This window comes from uncultured Bacteroides sp. (genome assembly GCF_947632445.1).
GTDB lineage: Bacteria > Bacteroidota > Bacteroidia > Bacteroidales > Bacteroidaceae > Bacteroides.
This window is the reverse complement of record NZ_CANRPM010000057.1, coordinates 1-17,821: the sequence shown is the minus strand read 5'-3', so window position 1 is coordinate 17,821 and position 17,821 is coordinate 1. Positions and strand designations below refer to the sequence as shown.

The following is a 17,821-nucleotide window of genomic DNA, read 5'->3' as shown; positions in this document are numbered from 1 at the left end:
GCCTGGGATGAGGGAAGCATCTCCAAAGCCGGTTCTTCACGTACTTACCGCCTGCGAGCTGTCAAGGAAGTCACCTTCCACAAGTAATGTCTTAGGAGATTAATGTATATATTTATTACTGTGGCAAAATACCTCCCGTTATCGCTTCGGAACAACGGCTCCTGTCGATTAAGTTAAGCGACGATGATCGATTAAGTTAGTCGATGATGATCGATTAAGTTAAGCGATGATGATCGATTAACTTAAGCGATTAGACCCCCTTCAGAACACCTTCTGGCGGGGGTTCGGAGTACCCTTTTCCGGTGAAGGCAAATGGAAGGAAAACGGCCGGAACGCGGGCCGGTTTTGTCATTATTTTTCATTCTTGCGGAGTGAGACTTTTAATCGGAGGATTTTATAATGGAGATACTTTCTTGACAAGTCCTCGAAAGGAGCATTTAAATACAAAAGAGAGCGCATCCGGCGAGGATGCACTCTCTTCATAAAAAGAATCTCATTTATCAGAAGTAGAACCCAAAACCTATTTTCACTCCTATCTCGGAGCGATCCTTATTGATATCCCAATAAACGGCCGGTTCAACAGTCACTGTCCTTGAGAGGAAAAAAGCATAACCGGCTTCGGCTCCAAAGCCTATCAACGTGCGCTTGTCATGTTTCCAGACATGATGGTTCATGTTGACATTGGCATCCAAGAACACACCTATCGCATCGAAGTAGTAACGTCCGCCGACACCCAACATATATTCGTCGGCACCTCCGCCTTGCCATTCGGCACCGGCACGCACCAACAAAGCCACATTGTCTGCCAGGAAAGCACCTCCATTGGCCTCGATGCCAAAATGAGCTTTTTCCGTTTGGGTATTATAAGACAGATTCAGCCCTGTCACAGACGGATTAACAAACCATTTCCCTTTCTCAAACTGCGCCTGAGCCACGACCGTGACCAACAAAAGGCTGAAAATAAACACCAGTTTCTTCATATATCTATATCGCTTTTTAGTAAAAAATGACTTTAGCGCAAATATAAATCAAAAAAGTGAGACTTTTAACTCATGACAAAAGAAAAAGTCGGCAAGCCAAACTAAAGCAGATGACTTCTTCATTTTTTCCAGGCTCTCCCCTCCCTTCTAAGCTTTTCATATTTGGCCTTCCAGACGTTGAACCATACGAAAGCTATAATCACAACTCCCATTGCAATCAGTCCCGCATTCTGAAGTCCTAAATTCAAACCTTCAGGAGCCACACAAATGTAAGAGGTACATACTGCCGTCATGAACAGAGCCGGCAGCAGGGTGATACAGAAACGGAAACGGGCACGTTCGCGCACCAGCCAGACGGTAACGGCCCACAAAGTAAAGACAGATAAGGTCTGATTGGACCACGCAAAATAACGCCAGATAATCTGGAAGCCGTCAGCATCGCGCAAGCTGTAAATCAGCAAAGCGGTAGCAACAACGAACATAGGAACGCAAATGTACAGACGATTCCGTATGGACTTCTGCTCCAATCTTAGGAAATCGGCTACAATAAGGCGGGCTGAACGGAAGGCCGTATCGCCACTGGTTATAGGAGCTGCAACGACACCCAGGATAGCCAATACGCCTCCGACTTCGCCCAACCAGTCTTTACTGATATCGAACACGACAATAGAAGCGTCACTGATACCCATGCCGTTTTCATGGAAGAAATAAGTGGCAACCGTAGCCCATACCAAAGCGACAATCCCCTCGGTAATCATCGCTCCATAGAAGACGGGGCGTCCATGGCGTTCGCTCGTCATACAGCGTGCCATCAAAGGACTTTGCGTAGCATGGAAGCCCGAAATGGCTCCGCAGGCAATGGTAATGAACATCATCGGGAAAATCGGAGTGGTTTCAGCCTTGGGATGCGTATTCTGCATTCCGTCCCAAACCTCAGGCAAGGCAGGGAAATGCACATAAAGCATCACCAAAATTCCTGCTGCCATGAATATGAGAGCCGCTGCAAAAACAGGATAAATCTTGCCGATTATCTTATCTACCGGCAACATGGTAGCAAAAACATAATAAATGAAAATAATCACAATCCAGAAGGTCATATCGAGTGATTCGGGCGTCAATTTAGCCAACAGCCCTGCAGGAGAAGCCACAAAGACAGCCCCAACCAACATCATCAGCAACACGGTAAACGCACGCATGACTTGCTTGGTGGTCAAGCCCAAATAACGGCCAATAAGTTCAGGCAAGCTTTCACCACCGTTACGCAACGAAAGCATGCCTGCCAGGTAATCATGAACAGCCCCGGCAAAAATACTGCCCAGCACAATCCACAAATAGGAAGCAGTACCGAACATTGCTCCCATAATAGCTCCAAAGATAGGCCCTACGCCGGCAATGTTGAGAAACTGTATCATAAAGACTTTCCAAGTAGGCAAAGGTATATAATCAACTCCGTCCGTCTGTGTCAATGCGGGAGCCGGACGATCGTCCGGGCCGAAAATGCGTTCCACCAAGCGTCCGTAGAGGAAGTAGCCGGCAACCAATGCCAACAAAGCAACTGTAAAAGTAATCATCGTAGTTTATTTTATTATTTTTTGGGAGCAAAAGTAATTGTTTTCTGTTTACCTTATACTTTTTAGCAACAGTTTTTGTAATTTCGCCGACAAAATATAAGAATAAGCAATTCCCGAATGATGAACATGAACCGCATATACTTGCTGACTGTTTTCAGTTTCTTGATTATGCTCAATTTATCCGCACAGCCCGCACCCAAGTACGAAGTACGCGCAGTATGGATAACCGCTGTATATGGTCTCGACTGGCCACGCACCAAGGCAACAAGTCCTGCCGGCATACAAAAGCAGAAGGAAGAACTGGTAGAAATATTGGACAAACTGAAAGACGCCAACTTCAACACCGTATTGTTTCAGACACGTACACGTGGCGATGTTCTCTACAAATCGGACATAGAGCCCTATAATTCCATTCTGACCGGCATAAGCGGCAAGGATCCGGGTTACGATCCTCTGGCTTTTGCCGTAGAAGAGTGCCACAAGAGAGGCATGGAGTGTCATGCCTGGATGGTGACCATCCCGCTGGGAGGACGCAAACATGTAGCTTCACTGGGCAAACAATCGGTTACCCGCCGACAGCCCAAAATCTGCGTACCTTATAAACGAGAGTATTTTCTCAATCCGGGCCATCCTAAAACGAAGGAATATCTGATGAGTTTGGTCAAAGAAGTCGTAGAAAGATACGACGTGGACGGCGTGCATTTCGACTACTTGCGCTATCCTGAACGCGCCATCCGCTTCCCTGACAGCTATGACTACCGGAAGTATGGCAACGGACGCAGCCTCGACCAATGGCGCAGAGACAACATCACGGAAATTATGCGTTATATATATAAAGGTGTAAAGCAACTGAAACCCTGGGTTAAAGTCAGCACTTGCCCTGTAGGGAAATATCGTGATACCAGCCGTTACTCATCCAAAGGGTGGAATGCCTTTCACGTTGTCTATCAGGATGTACAAGGATGGCTGGGCGAAGGCATTCAGGATCAGATTTATCCCATGATGTACTTTCGTGGCAATGCGTTCTATCCATTTGCCCTCGACTGGCAGGAGCAGAGCAACGGCCGCCATGTAGTGCCCGGCCTTGGTGTCTATTTCCTTCACCCAAGTGAAGGCAACTGGAGTCTGGACGAAATACAACGACAAATCAACTTCATACGTAGCCACCATCTGGCAGGCGAAGCTCACTATCGAGTGAGATTTGTGACAGACAACACCCAAAACCTATATGACATGCTTCAAAACGACTTCTATGCCTATCCTGCCTTACAGCCTCCTATGACATGGGCAGACAGCATCGCCCCTTCAGCTCCATCCGAATTGAAAGTCGAACAAATATCTGACGGATACACCCGCTTGCGCTGGAAAACTGCGACAGACAACGATATGCACAACACACCTGCTTATGTGGTTTATGCCTCAGACGAACTCCCTGTCAATACACAAGACCCGGCAAACATCGTAGCTACAGGCATACGTGAAGCGGAATATATCTATGCCCCAATCCTGCCCTGGACATCACGCCGTCATTTTGCCGTAACGGCCATAGACAGATATGGTAACGAAAGTGAGCCTTCGACTCCTGCAAGCCTATACTAATCCACTTCAAGCAGTGCCAGACAACGGCTTTCCGACGTAACCGGCACCAGAGGAAGACAACCACGCACCAGTCGTCCGTCTTCTACTACAGGAGCCGATTTCCGCATTCGCTCAGCATAAGCTTCGCGCAAGGCATCAGGCCCTGGGTAATGCTCGATACGAAACAAACCGCTCAAGCCGGGAGCCAGTACACGTTCTGCCAGACGAAGTGCCACAATCCCCATATTCATACGCAGGTTGACTTCCACCATCGGATGAAGACGAAAGCCATCCTTCTCTTTGCATACCATCATGTCTACTCCCAAAGGGCCTCGATAACCGGCTTCCGCATATTCCTCTAACAGCAAAGCGATATGAGCGCACAAACTTTTCAATGCTCCAACAGGAACATAACGTGACATATATTCCTCAAAATAGGTGAATGAAAGAACCCGATTACCCAAGTAACGGCCCCGTCCGTCGGTCATAAACAAAGAATAACCTTCAAAAACGACTTTCCCACAAGCATCAATTACAAACTCCATCGCAAAATCATCCACCTTATTATATATAGGAGAAGCAATTAACGCCCCCTGCTCCTTCAACACACGTCCACACCATCCTTTCACGACAGAAAAACCATTCTTACACCAACACAACCCTTTCCCGCTGCTGGACCAGGGAGCCTTGAATACCACCCCACCCCGATGTGCCTCAACATACATCCGACAAGCGTCCGGCGTCTTGAGAATTTCTGCTTCTCCACAATACAGTTCGTCGGCAGGCAGCTTGCCCAACAAAGCCGCGGAAGTTTGTCTGGATGCCAATGTCCGATATGTTTCTATCCAATCGGCAGAAGGCAAACGGCCGACAGCCACGCCATTTTTCAGAAAAAAGTGACGAATAGCAGAATTCCATCCCCAAGGTGCCATTTCCACTCCTTCCCTCCGCATCACATCGGCACCCATCACAACCTCTACTTGCAGATTAAACAAAAGGCACATTTGCGTCGCGTAATCCATCGCTTTCCCATCAGAAATCCATACTTTTTCTCCTGCCTTCGCATACCATAAAGGGAGTAAAGCCAAATCGTGCGTCATCCCACGCACCTGTTCGGGTGCAAGATAATGTCTCTCATTGCAGGCCAAAGCTAAATCCGTATCTGGATTAAACACATGCAACTTCATACTTTTTTTATTTTCGGATACAAACTTACGCATTTTTTGCAATGTCTACTTTGCAATCCTATAAAAAAGCTATATATTTGTAGCCAATAAGAGTTTAGTGATATGGAAGCATTCTACCGCACACACGCCTATCTTGTGGAGCACACTAACGCTCCGGTCCGTCGCGACCTTATGGACGAGATTGACTGGAACGACCGTCTTATAGGCATCAAAGGAACGCGCGGTGTGGGTAAAACGACTTTTCTGCTTCAATATGCCAAGGAGAAATTCGGAACCGACCGCTCCTGCCTCTATATCAACATGAACAACTTTTACTTCTCCGGTCATGGCATCGTAGAGTTTGCTTACGAGTTCCAGCGTCGCGGTGGCAAAGTGCTTCTGATTGATCAAGTATTCAAGTTTCCCAACTGGAGTAAGGAATTACGCATGTGCTACGACCGCTTTCCCAACCTGAAAATTGTCTTCACTGGTTCGTCAGTCATGCGACTGAAGGAAGAAAACCTCGAACTGCGTAACATCGTAAGAAGTTACAACTTGCGTGGTTTCTCTTTCCGTGAGTTCTTAAACCTTCAGACAGGTATGAAATTCCATGCCTACACGCTGGATGAAATTCTGAACAACCACCAACAAATAGCCAAAGGAATATTGGCCAAAGTACATCCATTAGACTATTTTCAGGATTATATGCATCATGGATTTTATCCTTTCTTCCTCGAAAAACGCAACTTTTCCGAGAATTTGCTCAAGACCATGAACATGATGATAGAAGTGGATATCCTGCTTATTAAACAAATCGAACTGAAATACTTGTCGAAAATAAAAAAGTTGTTGTATCTCTTAGCTGTAGATGAGCCCAAAGCACCCAACGTAAGCCAACTGGCCAACGATATAGAGACTTCGCGTGCCACGGTGATGAACTACATCAAATACTTAGCCGACGCCCGCCTCATCAACATGGTTTATCCGGTAGGAAAGGAATTTCCCAAAAAGCCGGCCAAAATTATGATGCACAATTCAAACTTGATGTACTCCATCTACCCGGTTAAGATTGAAGAGCAGGACGTGCTCGACACGTTCTTCGTCAATACCTTGTGGAAAGACCACAAAGTGAATCGAGGAGATAAAAACGTCTCATTCATGGTAGATAAGAACAAAGCTTTCAAGGTTTGTCCAGAGGGTATCAAAATAAAGAATAATCCAAATATGGTGTATGCCATACACAAGATGGAAATCGGACGAGACAATCAGATTCCGTTGTGGCTGTTCGGTTTCTTGTACTAAACACATACGGTAAAAACGCAGAGAAACGAAACTATAATAGAAAGAGATTTTTCACTTAATAAATTCATTTAGTTATGACTAAACAAAAAAAATTCATCACTTGTGATGGCAATGAAGCCGCTGCTCACATCTCGTACATGTTCTCCGAGGTAGCAGCCATCTACCCCATCACCCCGTCGTCTACGATGGCTGAGCACGTAGACGAATGGGCTGCCGCAGGTCGTAAGAACCTCTTCGGCGAAACAGTATTGGTACAGGAAATGCAGTCGGAAGCCGGTGCCGCCGGCGCCGTACACGGCTCATTGCAGGCAGGTGCGCTGACTACCACCTACACTGCTTCTCAGGGTCTGTTGTTGATGATCCCCAATATGTACAAGATTGCCGGCGAGAACCTGCCCTGCGTATTCCATGTATCTGCGCGTACATTGGCCAGCCACGCTCTTTGTATCTTCGGTGACCATCAGGATGTAATGTCTTGCCGCCAGACAGGCTTTGCCATGCTGGCAGAGGGATCTGTACAGGAAGTGATGGATCTCGCCGGTGTTGCCCACCTTTCTACACTGAAAGCACGTGTACCGTTCATCAATTTCTTCGACGGTTTCCGCACTTCTCACGAAATCCAGAAGATCGAAAAGCTGGACAACGAAGACCTCGCCCCGCTGATTGACCAGAAAGCTCTGGCAGAATTCCGCAGCCGTGCCATGAACCCCATGACTCCGGTAGCACGCGGTATGGCCGAAAACCCTGACCATTTCTTCCAGCATCGTGAATCTTGCAACAGCTTCTATGATGCAGTTCCTGCTATCGTAGAAGACTATATGAAGAAGATCAGCGAAATTACAGGCCGTAACTACGGTTTGTTTGATTATTATGGCGACCCCGAAGCTGACCGTGTCATCATCGCCATGGGTTCTGTAACCGAAGCCATCCGCGAAGTCATCGACTACCTGCGTGCCAAGGGTGAGAAAGTAGGTTTGGTGGCCGTTCACCTCTATCGTCCGTTCTCTGCCAAGCACTTCCTGGCAGCTGTGCCTAAGACTGCTAAGCGCATTGCCGTACTCGACCGTACCAAAGAACCTGGTGCCAACGGCGAACCGCTCTACATGGATGTTAAAGACTGCTTCTACGGACAGGAGAATGCTCCGCTTATCGTTGGCGGACGCTACGGTCTGGGTTCGAAAGATACCACTCCGGCACAAATCTTTGCCGTTTACGACAACCTGTCATTGCCGACTCCGAAGAACCACTTCACTATCGGCATCGTAGACGATGTTACCTTTACTTCTCTGCCTCAGGAAGCTGAAATCGCCGTAGGTGGCGAAGGCATGTTCGAGGCTAAGTTCTACGGTCTGGGTGCCGACGGTACAGTAGGAGCCAACAAGAACTCAGTGAAGATCATCGGTGACAATACCGACAAACACTGTCAGGCATACTTCTCTTACGACTCTAAGAAGTCAGGCGGTTTCACTTGCTCTCACCTGCGTTTCGGTGACACGCCTATCCGCTCTACTTACTTGGTCAATACACCTAACTTCGTAGCTTGCCACGTACAGGCTTACCTGCACATGTACGACGTAACCCGCGGTCTGCGCAAGAACGGTTCGTTCCTGCTCAACACCATCTGGGAAGGCGAAGAACTGGCAAAGAACCTGCCGAACAAGGTGAAGAGATATTTCGCACAGAATAACATTACCGTTTACTACATCAATGCAACTCAGATTGCACAAGAAATCGGTTTGGGCAACCGTACCAACACCATCCTGCAATCTGCATTCTTCCGCATCACAGGCGTTATCCCCGTTGACTTGGCTGTTGAGCAGATGAAGAAGTTTATCGTGAAGTCTTATGGAAAGAAGGGGGAAGATGTTGTTAACAAGAACTATGCCGCTGTCGACCGTGGCGGCGAATACAAGCAGCTGACTATTGACCCGGCATGGGCTAACCTTGCCGACGACGAAAAGGCTGCCAACAACGATCCTGCTTTTATCAACGAAGTAGTTCGCCCTATCAACGCTCAGGACGGAGACTTACTGCCTGTATCTGCATTCAAGGGTATTGAAGACGGTACTTGGGAACAAGGTACTGCTAAGTACGAAAAACGCGGTGTTGCTGCATTCGTACCCGAATGGAATGCAGAAAATTGTATCCAGTGTAACAAGTGCGCTTACGTTTGTCCTCACGCTGCCATCCGTCCGTTCATCCTTGACGCTGAAGAGCAGAAGGGTGCAAACTTCACTCAGCTGAAGGCTGTAGGTAAGGTATTCGACGGCATGACATTCCGTATGCAGGTAGACGTACTCGACTGTCTGGGTTGCGGTAACTGTGCTGACGTATGTCCGGGCAATCCGAAGAAGGGTGGCAAGGCTTTGTCAATGGTTCATCTGGAAAGCCAAATGGGCGAAGCAGCCAACTGGACTTACTGCGTAGAGAATGTGAAGAGCAAACAGCACTTGGTAGACACCAAGGCCAACGTGAAGAACTCTCAGTTCGCTACTCCGCTGTTCGAATTCTCAGGTGCATGCTCCGGTTGCGGCGAAACTCCGTATGTGAAGTTGATTTCTCAGCTCTTCGGTGATCGTGAAATGGTGGCTAATGCAACAGGATGTTCTTCTATCTACTCCGGTTCCGTTCCTTCTACTCCTTACACCAAGAACGAGAAAGGTCACGGTCCTGCATGGGCTAACTCATTGTTCGAAGACTTCTGTGAATTTGGTTTGGGTATGGAACTGGCTAATGAAAAGATGCGTGCCCGTATCGCCAAACTGATGGAAGAAGGCATTGCCAACGAAACTACTCCGGCTGAATACAAAGCTATCTTCACCGAATGGTTGGAAAATCGCCTTGATGCAGAAAAGACCCAAGACATCTACGAACGTATCGTTCCGATGTTGGAAGCAGCCAAAGATAAATGTCCTATTTGTGCAGGCATCTACAACCTGAAACAGTACATCGTAAAACGCAGCCAATGGATTATCGGTGGTGACGGTGCTTCTTACGATATAGGTTACGGTGGCCTTGACCACGTTATCGCCAGCGGCAAGGACGTAAACATCCTCGTACTCGATACTGAAGTTTACTCTAACACGGGTGGTCAGTCTTCTAAGGCTACTCCGGTAGGTGCTATCGCTAAATTTGCGGCTGCCGGCAAGCGTGTACGTAAGAAAGACTTAGGCTTGATGGCTACTACATACGGTTATGTATATGTAGCACAGATTGCTATGGGTGCCGACCCGGCTCAGACTCTGAAGGCTCTGCGCGAAGCCGAAGCCTATCCCGGTCCGTCACTCATCATCGCTTACGCTCCATGTATCAATCATGGTCTGAAGGCTGGTATGGGTAAGAGCCAGGCTGAGGAAGAAAAAGCTGTCAAGTGCGGTTACTGGCACTTGTGGCGTTACAACCCGGCTTTGGAGGCTGAAGGCAAGAACCCGTTCACTTTGGACAGCAAAGAACCCGAATGGGAAAGCTTCAAGGACTTCCTGAAGGGTGAGGTTCGCTACGCATCTGTAATGAAGCAATATCCTGCAGAAGCCGAACAACTCTTCCAGGCCGCCGAGGACAACGCTAAGTGGCGTTACAACAGCTACAAGCGTCTGGCCCGCGAAAACTGGGGAGCTGAAGTTGCTGAATAACCAAGTCAAATCATAAGGAAAGCATAGGCGGACATCCGCCTACTTTCCATTACCCTTATACAAAAAGCCCCTACAGAATGTCATTCACTGAAAGGAAACATCTCTGTAGGGGTTTTGTTATTATCTGCAATCAAAGGGAACAGGCATTACCCTCACAACAATCCGGGTTAGACTCTCCGCTGTATTCTGGATGACGTTGTAACCAACGAACTGCATAAGAACAAGTAGCCACTAAATTATAGCCCTGCCGACGCGCATAATCATAAGCCTCTTTGACAAGTGCTGAAGCAATACCTTGTCCTTCAAGAGAAGTCGGAACAATCGTATGGCGAATGTCGAACGTATTATTTTCAATACAATAGGCGACATAAGCCATTTCACCATTTTGTGACAAAGTAAAACGATGTTTTTCGGGGTTGTGAAGAATTTCCATCATAATGCTCTAATGTTAAGATTCTACTTACCAGTGACAAAAGTAGGATTTTTTATCCTATAACCAATAACTACACAAAAAAACCTTTATCTATGTATTCGGATTGAGGCGACTCTCTCCAAGACATATTAGAAAAGAAAGAAGCGTTATGCTTATCTTGAAAGAAGTGTAAAGCCTGAGAAACTAAACAATCGTATGACAAGAAAGCATAGTGATTATATATCTAACAAGAATCAAGATCGTTCTATACAATCTTTATTTTGCCTTGTTTAATTTATTCCAAATATCGCGGATCGTTTCTTCTCCTTCAAAATAGTTGTGTTGTTCATCGCATTTGAAGGTTTCACCATTTGGCACGATGATAATCTTGTTGGAATCAGGGTATTCGCATATATCGTGGCCTATATAAGTGCGTATATCAAGGAATATACACGGCTCTTCCGTATGATTGTAAAGTTGATGGGTCCCCGTTTCTCCTGCTTCGAAAAATATAATATCACCCGATTTTACTATTTCTACGCCTTGGGGAGTACGTAATTTGGCTGCACCTTGTTGGATGATAAATAGTTCCTCAGCATAACGATGGAAGTGATAAGCAGCATTACATTCACGAGGATTGAGTTGTCGCACATCGAAATTGAGCCATTGTGGGGTAATTCCCATAGTCTCTCTTGTTCTGTCCGTCAGTAGCCTAAACCCATCTATCTTGTTCGGATTGGGTTGGAAATCTTTGACTTCACTCTTTATTATTGTTGCCATTATCTATTTGATTAAAATTATTTTAGTATTATCGTATCAACTTTCAGAATAACATTGAAACTCGCTCTTGCTGAAAGTCAATAGCCAACGCCGCCTCGCGCTCTTTATCATTGAATGTGGGCATTAGTCCATCAATCCACTTATTGTAACCATTATCCTGCTTGATATTGCCCGCCAGTATGCAGCCTGTCATCTTGCCCTTATCGGTAATTTTGAAGGCATAAGATGCACCATACCAACCATAGCGAATGATATACTCGCACATCAGCAACCCGAACTCTTCACCTTGATCATCGGCAATATAGTTCACTCCCCACACCGAATAGGCAAGGTGTGAAGCCTCACGAATATCTTCTTCGGTAAATTCTTCTATTTCCATAACTCCTTTTTTCGAGACAAAAGTAATGAATTTAAGTTTCGCAAGTGCTAAAATGATGTAATAAAAAAAGGCTATTACTTGCATTTGCCTTTTTTATCAGTGCTTATATTACTATACGTAAAATCTTCAAAAGTTAGAAGAAAATCCAGCTTATAAAGGCACGTCAGTTCGGGATAAGTTTTTCTTAAAATAATGTCAATTGGATCGTTCTTTCCACATGTGCCGACAATGCTTTCAGCTTGTTCTCAAAGAATGAATATGCCGTAAGTGCAGAGCAGATGTTCATGATGAAATTGTGGATTGAGCGGTGTCTTGAATGTACGATGTTGGCATAGCGTCCGCGGTTACGCTGACGGTGTTCCTTATCTTCAAGAAGGAGTTTTTTCACACATTCGGATGCGAAATTCTTGCAAAACTCATCCATAATACAGAAAATTCCTATAACTTTGTCTTCGGTAATCACCGCTTGTATTCTTGTAAGTTGTTGCAAGCCACCTATAAAGGTGCAAAATATTTGCAAGATTACCAATTTTTATGAGGCTTTTTTTATCCCGAACTGGCGTATTTATAGTAAAGAGTTTTTTATCAAAGCATTTTTTGAATATATATGAAACACCAATCATCAATAAAATCAGCAGTTACAGACGAATTGCTTAGAATTTGTTGTTTCCTGTTCTATTACGTAATCTTGATAGGCCTTGGGGCAGTAATCTTAGTCGGAGCATCTTGGGCATCACTCCATCTGATAATGGATGTATTGCCGGCAGTACGAAATATTCGTGCTATGATATTCATTGTCATGATTACTATCGGCATTTGCTTATTGGCACTAATGCTTGGTATTTATTTAATAAAGCCATTATTTTCATTTCATAAAAATACTAAGGAAACAAGAGTTGAAGTATTTGAATCAGAATGTCCGGAGTTATTTGAGACGATTAAAGACATTGCAAAAAAGACTCAATGCAAAATGCCAAAGCATGTATATCTATCCCCAGATGTAAATGCTTGTGTGTTTTATGACACAAGTTTTTGGAGCATCTTCTTCCCTATTAGAAAAAATCTGGAAATTGGATTAGGTTTGTTTGATGGAACAAGCATTGAGGAAGTAAAGTCAATTATCGCTCATGAATTCGGACATTTTTCACAGAATAGCATGAAAGTCGGTTCAACAGTATATGTGACAAACACCGTTTTGTACAACCTTATTTTTACTGATGATTTTTGGGATAAATGGTTAAATGAATGGTGCATATCTGATACAGGTATAATACGCTATTTCGGTGTATTCACGAGGTGGCTTACAAATTTGATAAAGCATTTGACTGCCCGTGTATATAGATTTGTGCAAAAAGGCTATCTTAAATTATCCCGATACATGGAATATGATGCCGATAGTATTGCGTGCCAATGTGTTGGAACAGATACTTTTATTTCAGCTCTATGTAAAATAGAAGTACTTGCAAATAAGGATAATCTCTACCAGCAAATGCTCAGTTCTCTTATCAATGAGCAAAAAATGGTATCTAATTATTTTGTGGGTAAGGATATTGCATCTAAGTTCATACCAAATAAGGAAATTCCACAATTTACATATGATTTTGAATTTAAAGAACCTGTACGAACATATAAAGTGGATTCTCGTGTCAGAGTTGAAGACATTTGGGCTTCACATCCATCTTTGGAAGATCGTATTACGAATGCAAGATCTACAAATATCGCATTGTCTTCTAACACAAAGTCCATATCGTCATGGATTTTGATTCCACAGGATATTTCTGAAAAAGTCTCCACATTGTTTATTTCAACTATTAGAAACAATGTTGAAGATACATTGACGTATATTTCAGATGAACAATTCACAGAATGGACTGCAAAAGAAATTGAAGAGAATTTCATGGATGAGCGTTTACGCCCATTCTTCGGGAATTCGATCCTTGAATTTGATTTAGATCATCTGACAGAAACACCGATAGAATATCCGTTTAACGATGAGAATGCATTAAAGATAGCAGAATTTTTTACTCGCATTGCCGATTGGCGACTATTAAATCAAATTAAAAATAAAGAAATTGAGGCCAAAGAGGTTCAAATTGACGGCATTGTTTATAAGCGTAAAGATATTCCTTTTGAAAAGTTCAAAATCGAACTTGATATTATTCATAAGAAGGTAGTAAAAATATACTCTGATATTTATGCTTATGTTTGTAATAAATGCGATGAGAATAAAAGGAAGTCATATCGAAATTCATTTGCCGCACTATTTTATGCTCAACATATTAGGCAAGAATTACTTCCACCGTTATTTGCCCATCGAGATAAATTACTCAACGAATTAAATAGAGTGACAAGAAGAGATGAAGAAGAATACAAAGAGCTATGCTCCTTAGTTAAAGACTATGAGCAGCATTTAAAGAAAGCACTCACAGACATAGATTTAAATTGGATATCAGCTACTATTGGCGCAGAGGAATACATCAAAAATCTCAAAGATTATTTGAATAAAGAACACAACTCTTTCTATCAAGTAGATGTAGATGCGATAAACGAGATGTTTGATATAACAAATGGTTTATCTGATATTCAAGAAGCTGTTTATAACATAGCCCAACGTTCTATATGCAATATAACAATAAGTGTATTAGATAATAAATAAAAATATTTAGACACATACAATTACAATCGTGGCGTGGAGGCCATTCAGAACAACAAGGCAGAAGAAGCTCTTGAATATTTAAACATTTTGCAAGAATTTCGCATCCGAATGTGCGAAAAGCCTCCTCCTCGTCACCGCAACCTCAGACGTTATGCCAACAAGGAACTCCAAGGGCGTGGGCACGAACGGCAAGGGAACTTTACGGCATATTCTTTCTTTGAGAACAAACCGGAGGCATTGCCGGTACATGTGGGAAGAACGACTCTATTGATATTGTTTTAACAGGAGTTTATCCAGAACTGTCGTAGAGTATACATAATAATCTCGAGACATACGGGGCCTTATAAAATCCACTCAAAATTACAGTTTCATTTGTTTTTTGCGTAAGTTTGCATCCCAATAAGCAAAAGACGAAACATGAGCGAATCAAAATCTATCATCATCAAGGGCAAACATAAATGAGGATTGAATCTATGGAATACAATAAGATAGCCGTATCGGTTGAACAACAGTTCGGAGAAGTCATAGACATCATTCTTCAACATAAGAGCCGTGCCTCCAAAGCTGTCAATGAAGAGTTGTTGCTTACGGCATGGCATGTAGGAGGTTATGTTTCAGCTAAATTGAAAAGCGAGGAATGGGGAAACAAGGTCGTAACACAACTGTCGGAATATATCCGATCGAAGCGACCGGATATTAAGGGATTTGGACGGAGCAGTATTTATAATATGGTGCTGTTTTATGAGGAATATTCTACGGCAGCATTTGCTGCAACAGTTGAAAAGTATCTGAATTCTGAATTTGTCCAGCCAAGAATTGGACAAATTGAAGCGAGCCGCTCCATACAAGAGGCATCTGTAATTGTGCAGCCAAAAACTGCACAAATTGTCCAGCCGGAAATTGGACAAATGCCGAAGATACTGGAACTGACAACATTGACCAACCATATAGAGATATTATGCCGTTGCAAAAGTAACGAAGAACGGATGTTCTATATACTCTATGCCAATAAAGAACATTTGGTAAAACGGGAGCTACAGCGTTGCATCTCAAATCAGACATATACAGCTTTATTGGGTAATAAGGACAATATGTCAAAAGGATTGCTCGAAACTTATCCCAATGTTCCGGTCATGTTTAAAGATACTTTATTTGTCGATTTTCTTGATTTGCCGAAGAAGCATAGTGAAGCACGGTTGAGAAATGGTTTGCTGGAGCACATGAAGCAGTTTATTCTTGAATTGGGCAAAGATTTTATATTCATGGATCAGGAATATCGTCTCAATATCGGTACATCTGCATTCAAGGCCGATTTGCTGTTCTTTCATCGCGGATTGCAGGCATTGGTCGCTGTGGAATTGAAAAAGACGAAATTTCATCCTCGCGACCTCGGACAGTTGGAATTCTATTTAGAAGCACTTGACCGGGATGTGAAACGCTCCAACGAGAATCCGTCCATAGGCATAATTCTCTGTCCCGAAGCTGACCGAGTAGTAGTGGAATATGCCATGAGCCGAAGCATGAGTCCTACGATGATAGCGGAATATAAACGCATCCTTATTCCGCAGGAGCGTATGCAGGAGAAACTGAATGAATTTTGTGACTTGTTCCTGAATAAAGACTGATTATGATGGCAAAATATCATAGGAACTGATATTAAATATCAAATCTCTTAAATTAAAAATTTGTATGGCAAAAGAAATCGAACCGAAACTCCAAACCATTGGAGTTTACCTTAAAAAGTCTGATATATTTCGTATTCCGGAATATCAAAGAGCATATTCTTGGAACATATCCAATTGTGACAAGTTGTGGCAAGATATTGAATCATATATAGATCAAGATGCCGAGGACCCTTATTTTTTTGGAACGATCATTATTGATTGTTCCATGGAAGGCTATCTGAATCTAATAGATGGACAACAACGAACAACGACTTTTCTGCTCCTTCTTAAAGCTATGCATTTGAGAATAACTGAAATTCTGAACGACATGGCAGACACTGAGGAGGCTGCAGGACTTAGGAGAAGTTTACAGCAAAGTTTAGATTCCATATTTGAAATTTTATATCGTGCAGATGTAAGAAAACAGCTTGAGATTGAAAAAGATTGGAACAAGGCCAAAGGAGTTAAAATTTTAGAAAATGTATCTATCAATGAACTTCATAAAAATGAATTGAACCATATCATTGAGGCCAAGACCTTTGCTGACGCCGAGAAAATGGTTTATAAGTTCCCGCGAAAACAAAAAGACAATAAATACACCAACTTTTTTCGGAATTTCAAGTCTTTCTATGAGCGTTTAAACCATTGTCACGAATCAAACCTGGATGTATTGGTTAATGGGTTCCTAAATAAGTGTCAGATTATAGAAATTAAAAGCTGGCAAATTGAACAGGCAATAACGATGTTTAATTCACTGAATTCGACTGGTATGCCTTTGTCTGATGCAGATATCATATCTGCACACCTTTTTTCTCATGCACCCGATAAAGCGAACTTTAAAGAAATTTGGGAGCCCATAATACGTAAGGCTGATGAATTAAGCCAAAAGAAAATCGTTAATATTGATAGTGTACTTCAGCAATTTATGTATATAAATCGTTCCAAAGAGCATCAATATGAGGAAGGGCAACTGACAACGCCGGGCGTAAGAAAATATTATACAGCCCTTTACCCGGGGCTTTTAGAAGATCCTATCAAAATATGTAATAATTTTAGCAAAATTCTAAAGATCTGGGACAAGATTCAAGGGTACCCGATCACAAAACTATTGTTGAAGTTCAACGAAAACTTCAAACTTTTTCTTATTTCTTACCTTTATAGAGTTCCTGAAGACGAAATATCAGAGCATAATATCACACCAATCATGGAATGTTTGCTTCGGTTGTTCGCACTTCTTGAAGTCGAAGATTTTGGCTTCTCCTCACGTTATTTCAAAACATTCCTTTTCAATGAAAATTTTAAATTAGTCGATCCTAATTATTCGATAGACAAAATTATTGAAGATTTCGATTCTCATATAAATTCTTTTTGGAAAAAAGAAGATGTAACTGCTGACCTTAAAGAATATGATAAAAACATTTTAGTTTATCTTAATGAATATATTTATGCTAAAGAACATAGATTACACTTTGACTTTGTCCAAGATAAAGTAAACGTAGAGCATATTATGCCTGCAAGTGGACATAACATAGATGCTATTCGTACTGATGCCAAAATGACATTAGAGGAATTTGATGATATGGTCAACCTTCTCGGAAACAAAATTTTGTTGGAAGAGGATATCAATGACTAGTCCTGAATAACCGTTACAGTTATTGGACAAAAATAAATTATTTATTACAGTTCAGCAAGGTTAGTCTT

Annotated in this window: 12 protein-coding genes and 1 pseudogene; 6 read left to right on the top strand and 7 right to left on the bottom strand. The window is 43.0% G+C overall.

Features of this window, described 5'->3' with window-relative positions; genetic code table 11:
* Positions 1 to 500: 500 nt before the first annotated feature.
* A complete protein-coding gene (locus tag Q0Z70_RS10665) occupies positions 501 to 980 on the bottom strand; it encodes a hypothetical protein (RefSeq protein WP_298074369.1) in 480 nt (159 codons plus the stop codon).
* A gap of 119 nt (positions 981 to 1,099) precedes the next feature.
* Positions 1,100 to 2,551, bottom strand: a complete 1,452-nt coding sequence (locus tag Q0Z70_RS10660) for a carbon starvation CstA family protein (RefSeq protein WP_298074367.1) — start codon at positions 2,549 to 2,551, stop codon at positions 1,100 to 1,102.
* 126 nt (positions 2,552 to 2,677) lie between these two features.
* Here Q0Z70_RS10660 and Q0Z70_RS10655 point away from each other — a divergent pair, with 126 nt between their 5' ends.
* Entirely contained in the window at positions 2,678 to 4,150 is a 1,473-nt protein-coding gene (locus tag Q0Z70_RS10655) for a family 10 glycosylhydrolase (RefSeq protein WP_298074373.1), read from the top strand.
* Here the strand turns inward: Q0Z70_RS10655 and Q0Z70_RS10650 are convergent.
* Positions 4,147 to 5,316, bottom strand: a complete 1,170-nt coding sequence (locus Q0Z70_RS10650; protein WP_298074366.1) for a hypothetical protein — start codon at positions 5,314 to 5,316, stop codon at positions 4,147 to 4,149. The genes Q0Z70_RS10655 and Q0Z70_RS10650 overlap by 4 nt on opposite strands.
* Positions 5,317 to 5,418: 102 nt before the next feature.
* Here Q0Z70_RS10650 and Q0Z70_RS10645 point away from each other — a divergent pair, with 102 nt between their 5' ends.
* Both Q0Z70_RS10645 and nifJ read left to right on the top strand, forming a co-directional pair.
* On the top strand, positions 5,419 to 6,597 hold the full coding sequence (locus Q0Z70_RS10645) for an AAA family ATPase (RefSeq protein ID WP_298074363.1): 1,179 nt from the start codon (positions 5,419 to 5,421) through the stop codon (positions 6,595 to 6,597).
* 74 nt (positions 6,598 to 6,671) lie between these two features.
* Positions 6,672 to 10,229: a pyruvate:ferredoxin (flavodoxin) oxidoreductase gene (nifJ, locus tag Q0Z70_RS10640; protein WP_298074361.1), complete on the top strand. Its 3,558-nt coding sequence runs from the start codon at positions 6,672 to 6,674 to the stop codon at positions 10,227 to 10,229.
* A gap of 130 nt (positions 10,230 to 10,359) precedes the next feature.
* On the opposite strand, the gene Q0Z70_RS10635 is transcribed toward nifJ, so the two are convergent.
* From Q0Z70_RS10635 to Q0Z70_RS10620, 4 genes and pseudogenes are all read right to left on the bottom strand, one after another.
* Complete coding sequence (locus Q0Z70_RS10635; protein ID WP_298074371.1) at positions 10,360 to 10,662, bottom strand: GNAT family N-acetyltransferase; 303 nt, start codon at positions 10,660 to 10,662, stop codon at positions 10,360 to 10,362.
* A 255-nt stretch (positions 10,663 to 10,917) separates the two neighbouring features.
* Positions 10,918 to 11,421, bottom strand: a complete 504-nt coding sequence (locus Q0Z70_RS10630; protein ID WP_298074358.1) for a cupin domain-containing protein — start codon at positions 11,419 to 11,421, stop codon at positions 10,918 to 10,920.
* A gap of 43 nt (positions 11,422 to 11,464) precedes the next feature.
* Complete coding sequence (locus Q0Z70_RS10625) at positions 11,465 to 11,800, bottom strand: hypothetical protein (RefSeq protein ID WP_298074356.1); 336 nt, start codon at positions 11,798 to 11,800, stop codon at positions 11,465 to 11,467.
* A 184-nt stretch (positions 11,801 to 11,984) separates the two neighbouring features.
* Positions 11,985 to 12,131, bottom strand: a pseudogene (locus Q0Z70_RS10620) (IS982 family transposase); the annotation flags it as partial.
* Between the two features lie 276 nt (positions 12,132 to 12,407).
* On the opposite strand from Q0Z70_RS10620, the gene Q0Z70_RS10615 reads away from it, so the two are divergent.
* From Q0Z70_RS10615 to Q0Z70_RS10605, 3 genes are all read left to right on the top strand, one after another.
* Positions 12,408 to 14,456 (top strand): M48 family metallopeptidase, encoded by a 2,049-nt coding sequence (locus Q0Z70_RS10615; protein WP_298074354.1) that lies wholly within the window; start codon positions 12,408 to 12,410, stop codon positions 14,454 to 14,456.
* 473 nt (positions 14,457 to 14,929) lie between these two features.
* Positions 14,930 to 16,081, top strand: a complete 1,152-nt coding sequence (locus Q0Z70_RS10610) for a PDDEXK nuclease domain-containing protein (protein ID WP_298074352.1) — start codon at positions 14,930 to 14,932, stop codon at positions 16,079 to 16,081.
* Between the two features lie 64 nt (positions 16,082 to 16,145).
* Positions 16,146 to 17,753 (top strand): DUF262 domain-containing protein, encoded by a 1,608-nt coding sequence (locus tag Q0Z70_RS10605; RefSeq protein WP_298074350.1) that lies wholly within the window; start codon positions 16,146 to 16,148, stop codon positions 17,751 to 17,753.
* Positions 17,754 to 17,821 lie beyond the last annotated feature (68 nt).

Bases quoted from the DNA above. Each gene is read 5' to 3' on its own strand.
- Q0Z70_RS10665 (WP_298074369.1), bottom strand. From the start codon at position 980: ATGAAGAAACTGGTGTTTATTTTCAGCCTTTTGTTGGTCACGGTCGTG.
- Q0Z70_RS10660 (WP_298074367.1), bottom strand. From the start codon at position 2,551: ATGATTACTTTTACAGTTGCTTTGTTGGCATTGGTTGCCGGCTACTTC.
- Q0Z70_RS10655 (WP_298074373.1), top strand. From the start codon at position 2,678: ATGAACCGCATATACTTGCTGACTGTTTTCAGTTTCTTGATTATGCTC.
- Q0Z70_RS10650 (WP_298074366.1), bottom strand. From the start codon at position 5,316: ATGAAGTTGCATGTGTTTAATCCAGATACGGATTTAGCTTTGGCCTGC.
- Q0Z70_RS10645 (WP_298074363.1), top strand. From the start codon at position 5,419: ATGGAAGCATTCTACCGCACACACGCCTATCTTGTGGAGCACACTAAC.
- nifJ (WP_298074361.1), top strand. From the start codon at position 6,672: ATGACTAAACAAAAAAAATTCATCACTTGTGATGGCAATGAAGCCGCT.
- Q0Z70_RS10635 (WP_298074371.1), bottom strand. From the start codon at position 10,662: ATGGAAATTCTTCACAACCCCGAAAAACATCGTTTTACTTTGTCACAA.
- Q0Z70_RS10630 (WP_298074358.1), bottom strand. From the start codon at position 11,421: ATGGCAACAATAATAAAGAGTGAAGTCAAAGATTTCCAACCCAATCCG.
- Q0Z70_RS10625 (WP_298074356.1), bottom strand. From the start codon at position 11,800: ATGGAAATAGAAGAATTTACCGAAGAAGATATTCGTGAGGCTTCACAC.
- Q0Z70_RS10615 (WP_298074354.1), top strand. From the start codon at position 12,408: ATGAAACACCAATCATCAATAAAATCAGCAGTTACAGACGAATTGCTT.
- Q0Z70_RS10610 (WP_298074352.1), top strand. From the start codon at position 14,930: ATGGAATACAATAAGATAGCCGTATCGGTTGAACAACAGTTCGGAGAA.
- Q0Z70_RS10605 (WP_298074350.1), top strand. From the start codon at position 16,146: ATGGCAAAAGAAATCGAACCGAAACTCCAAACCATTGGAGTTTACCTT.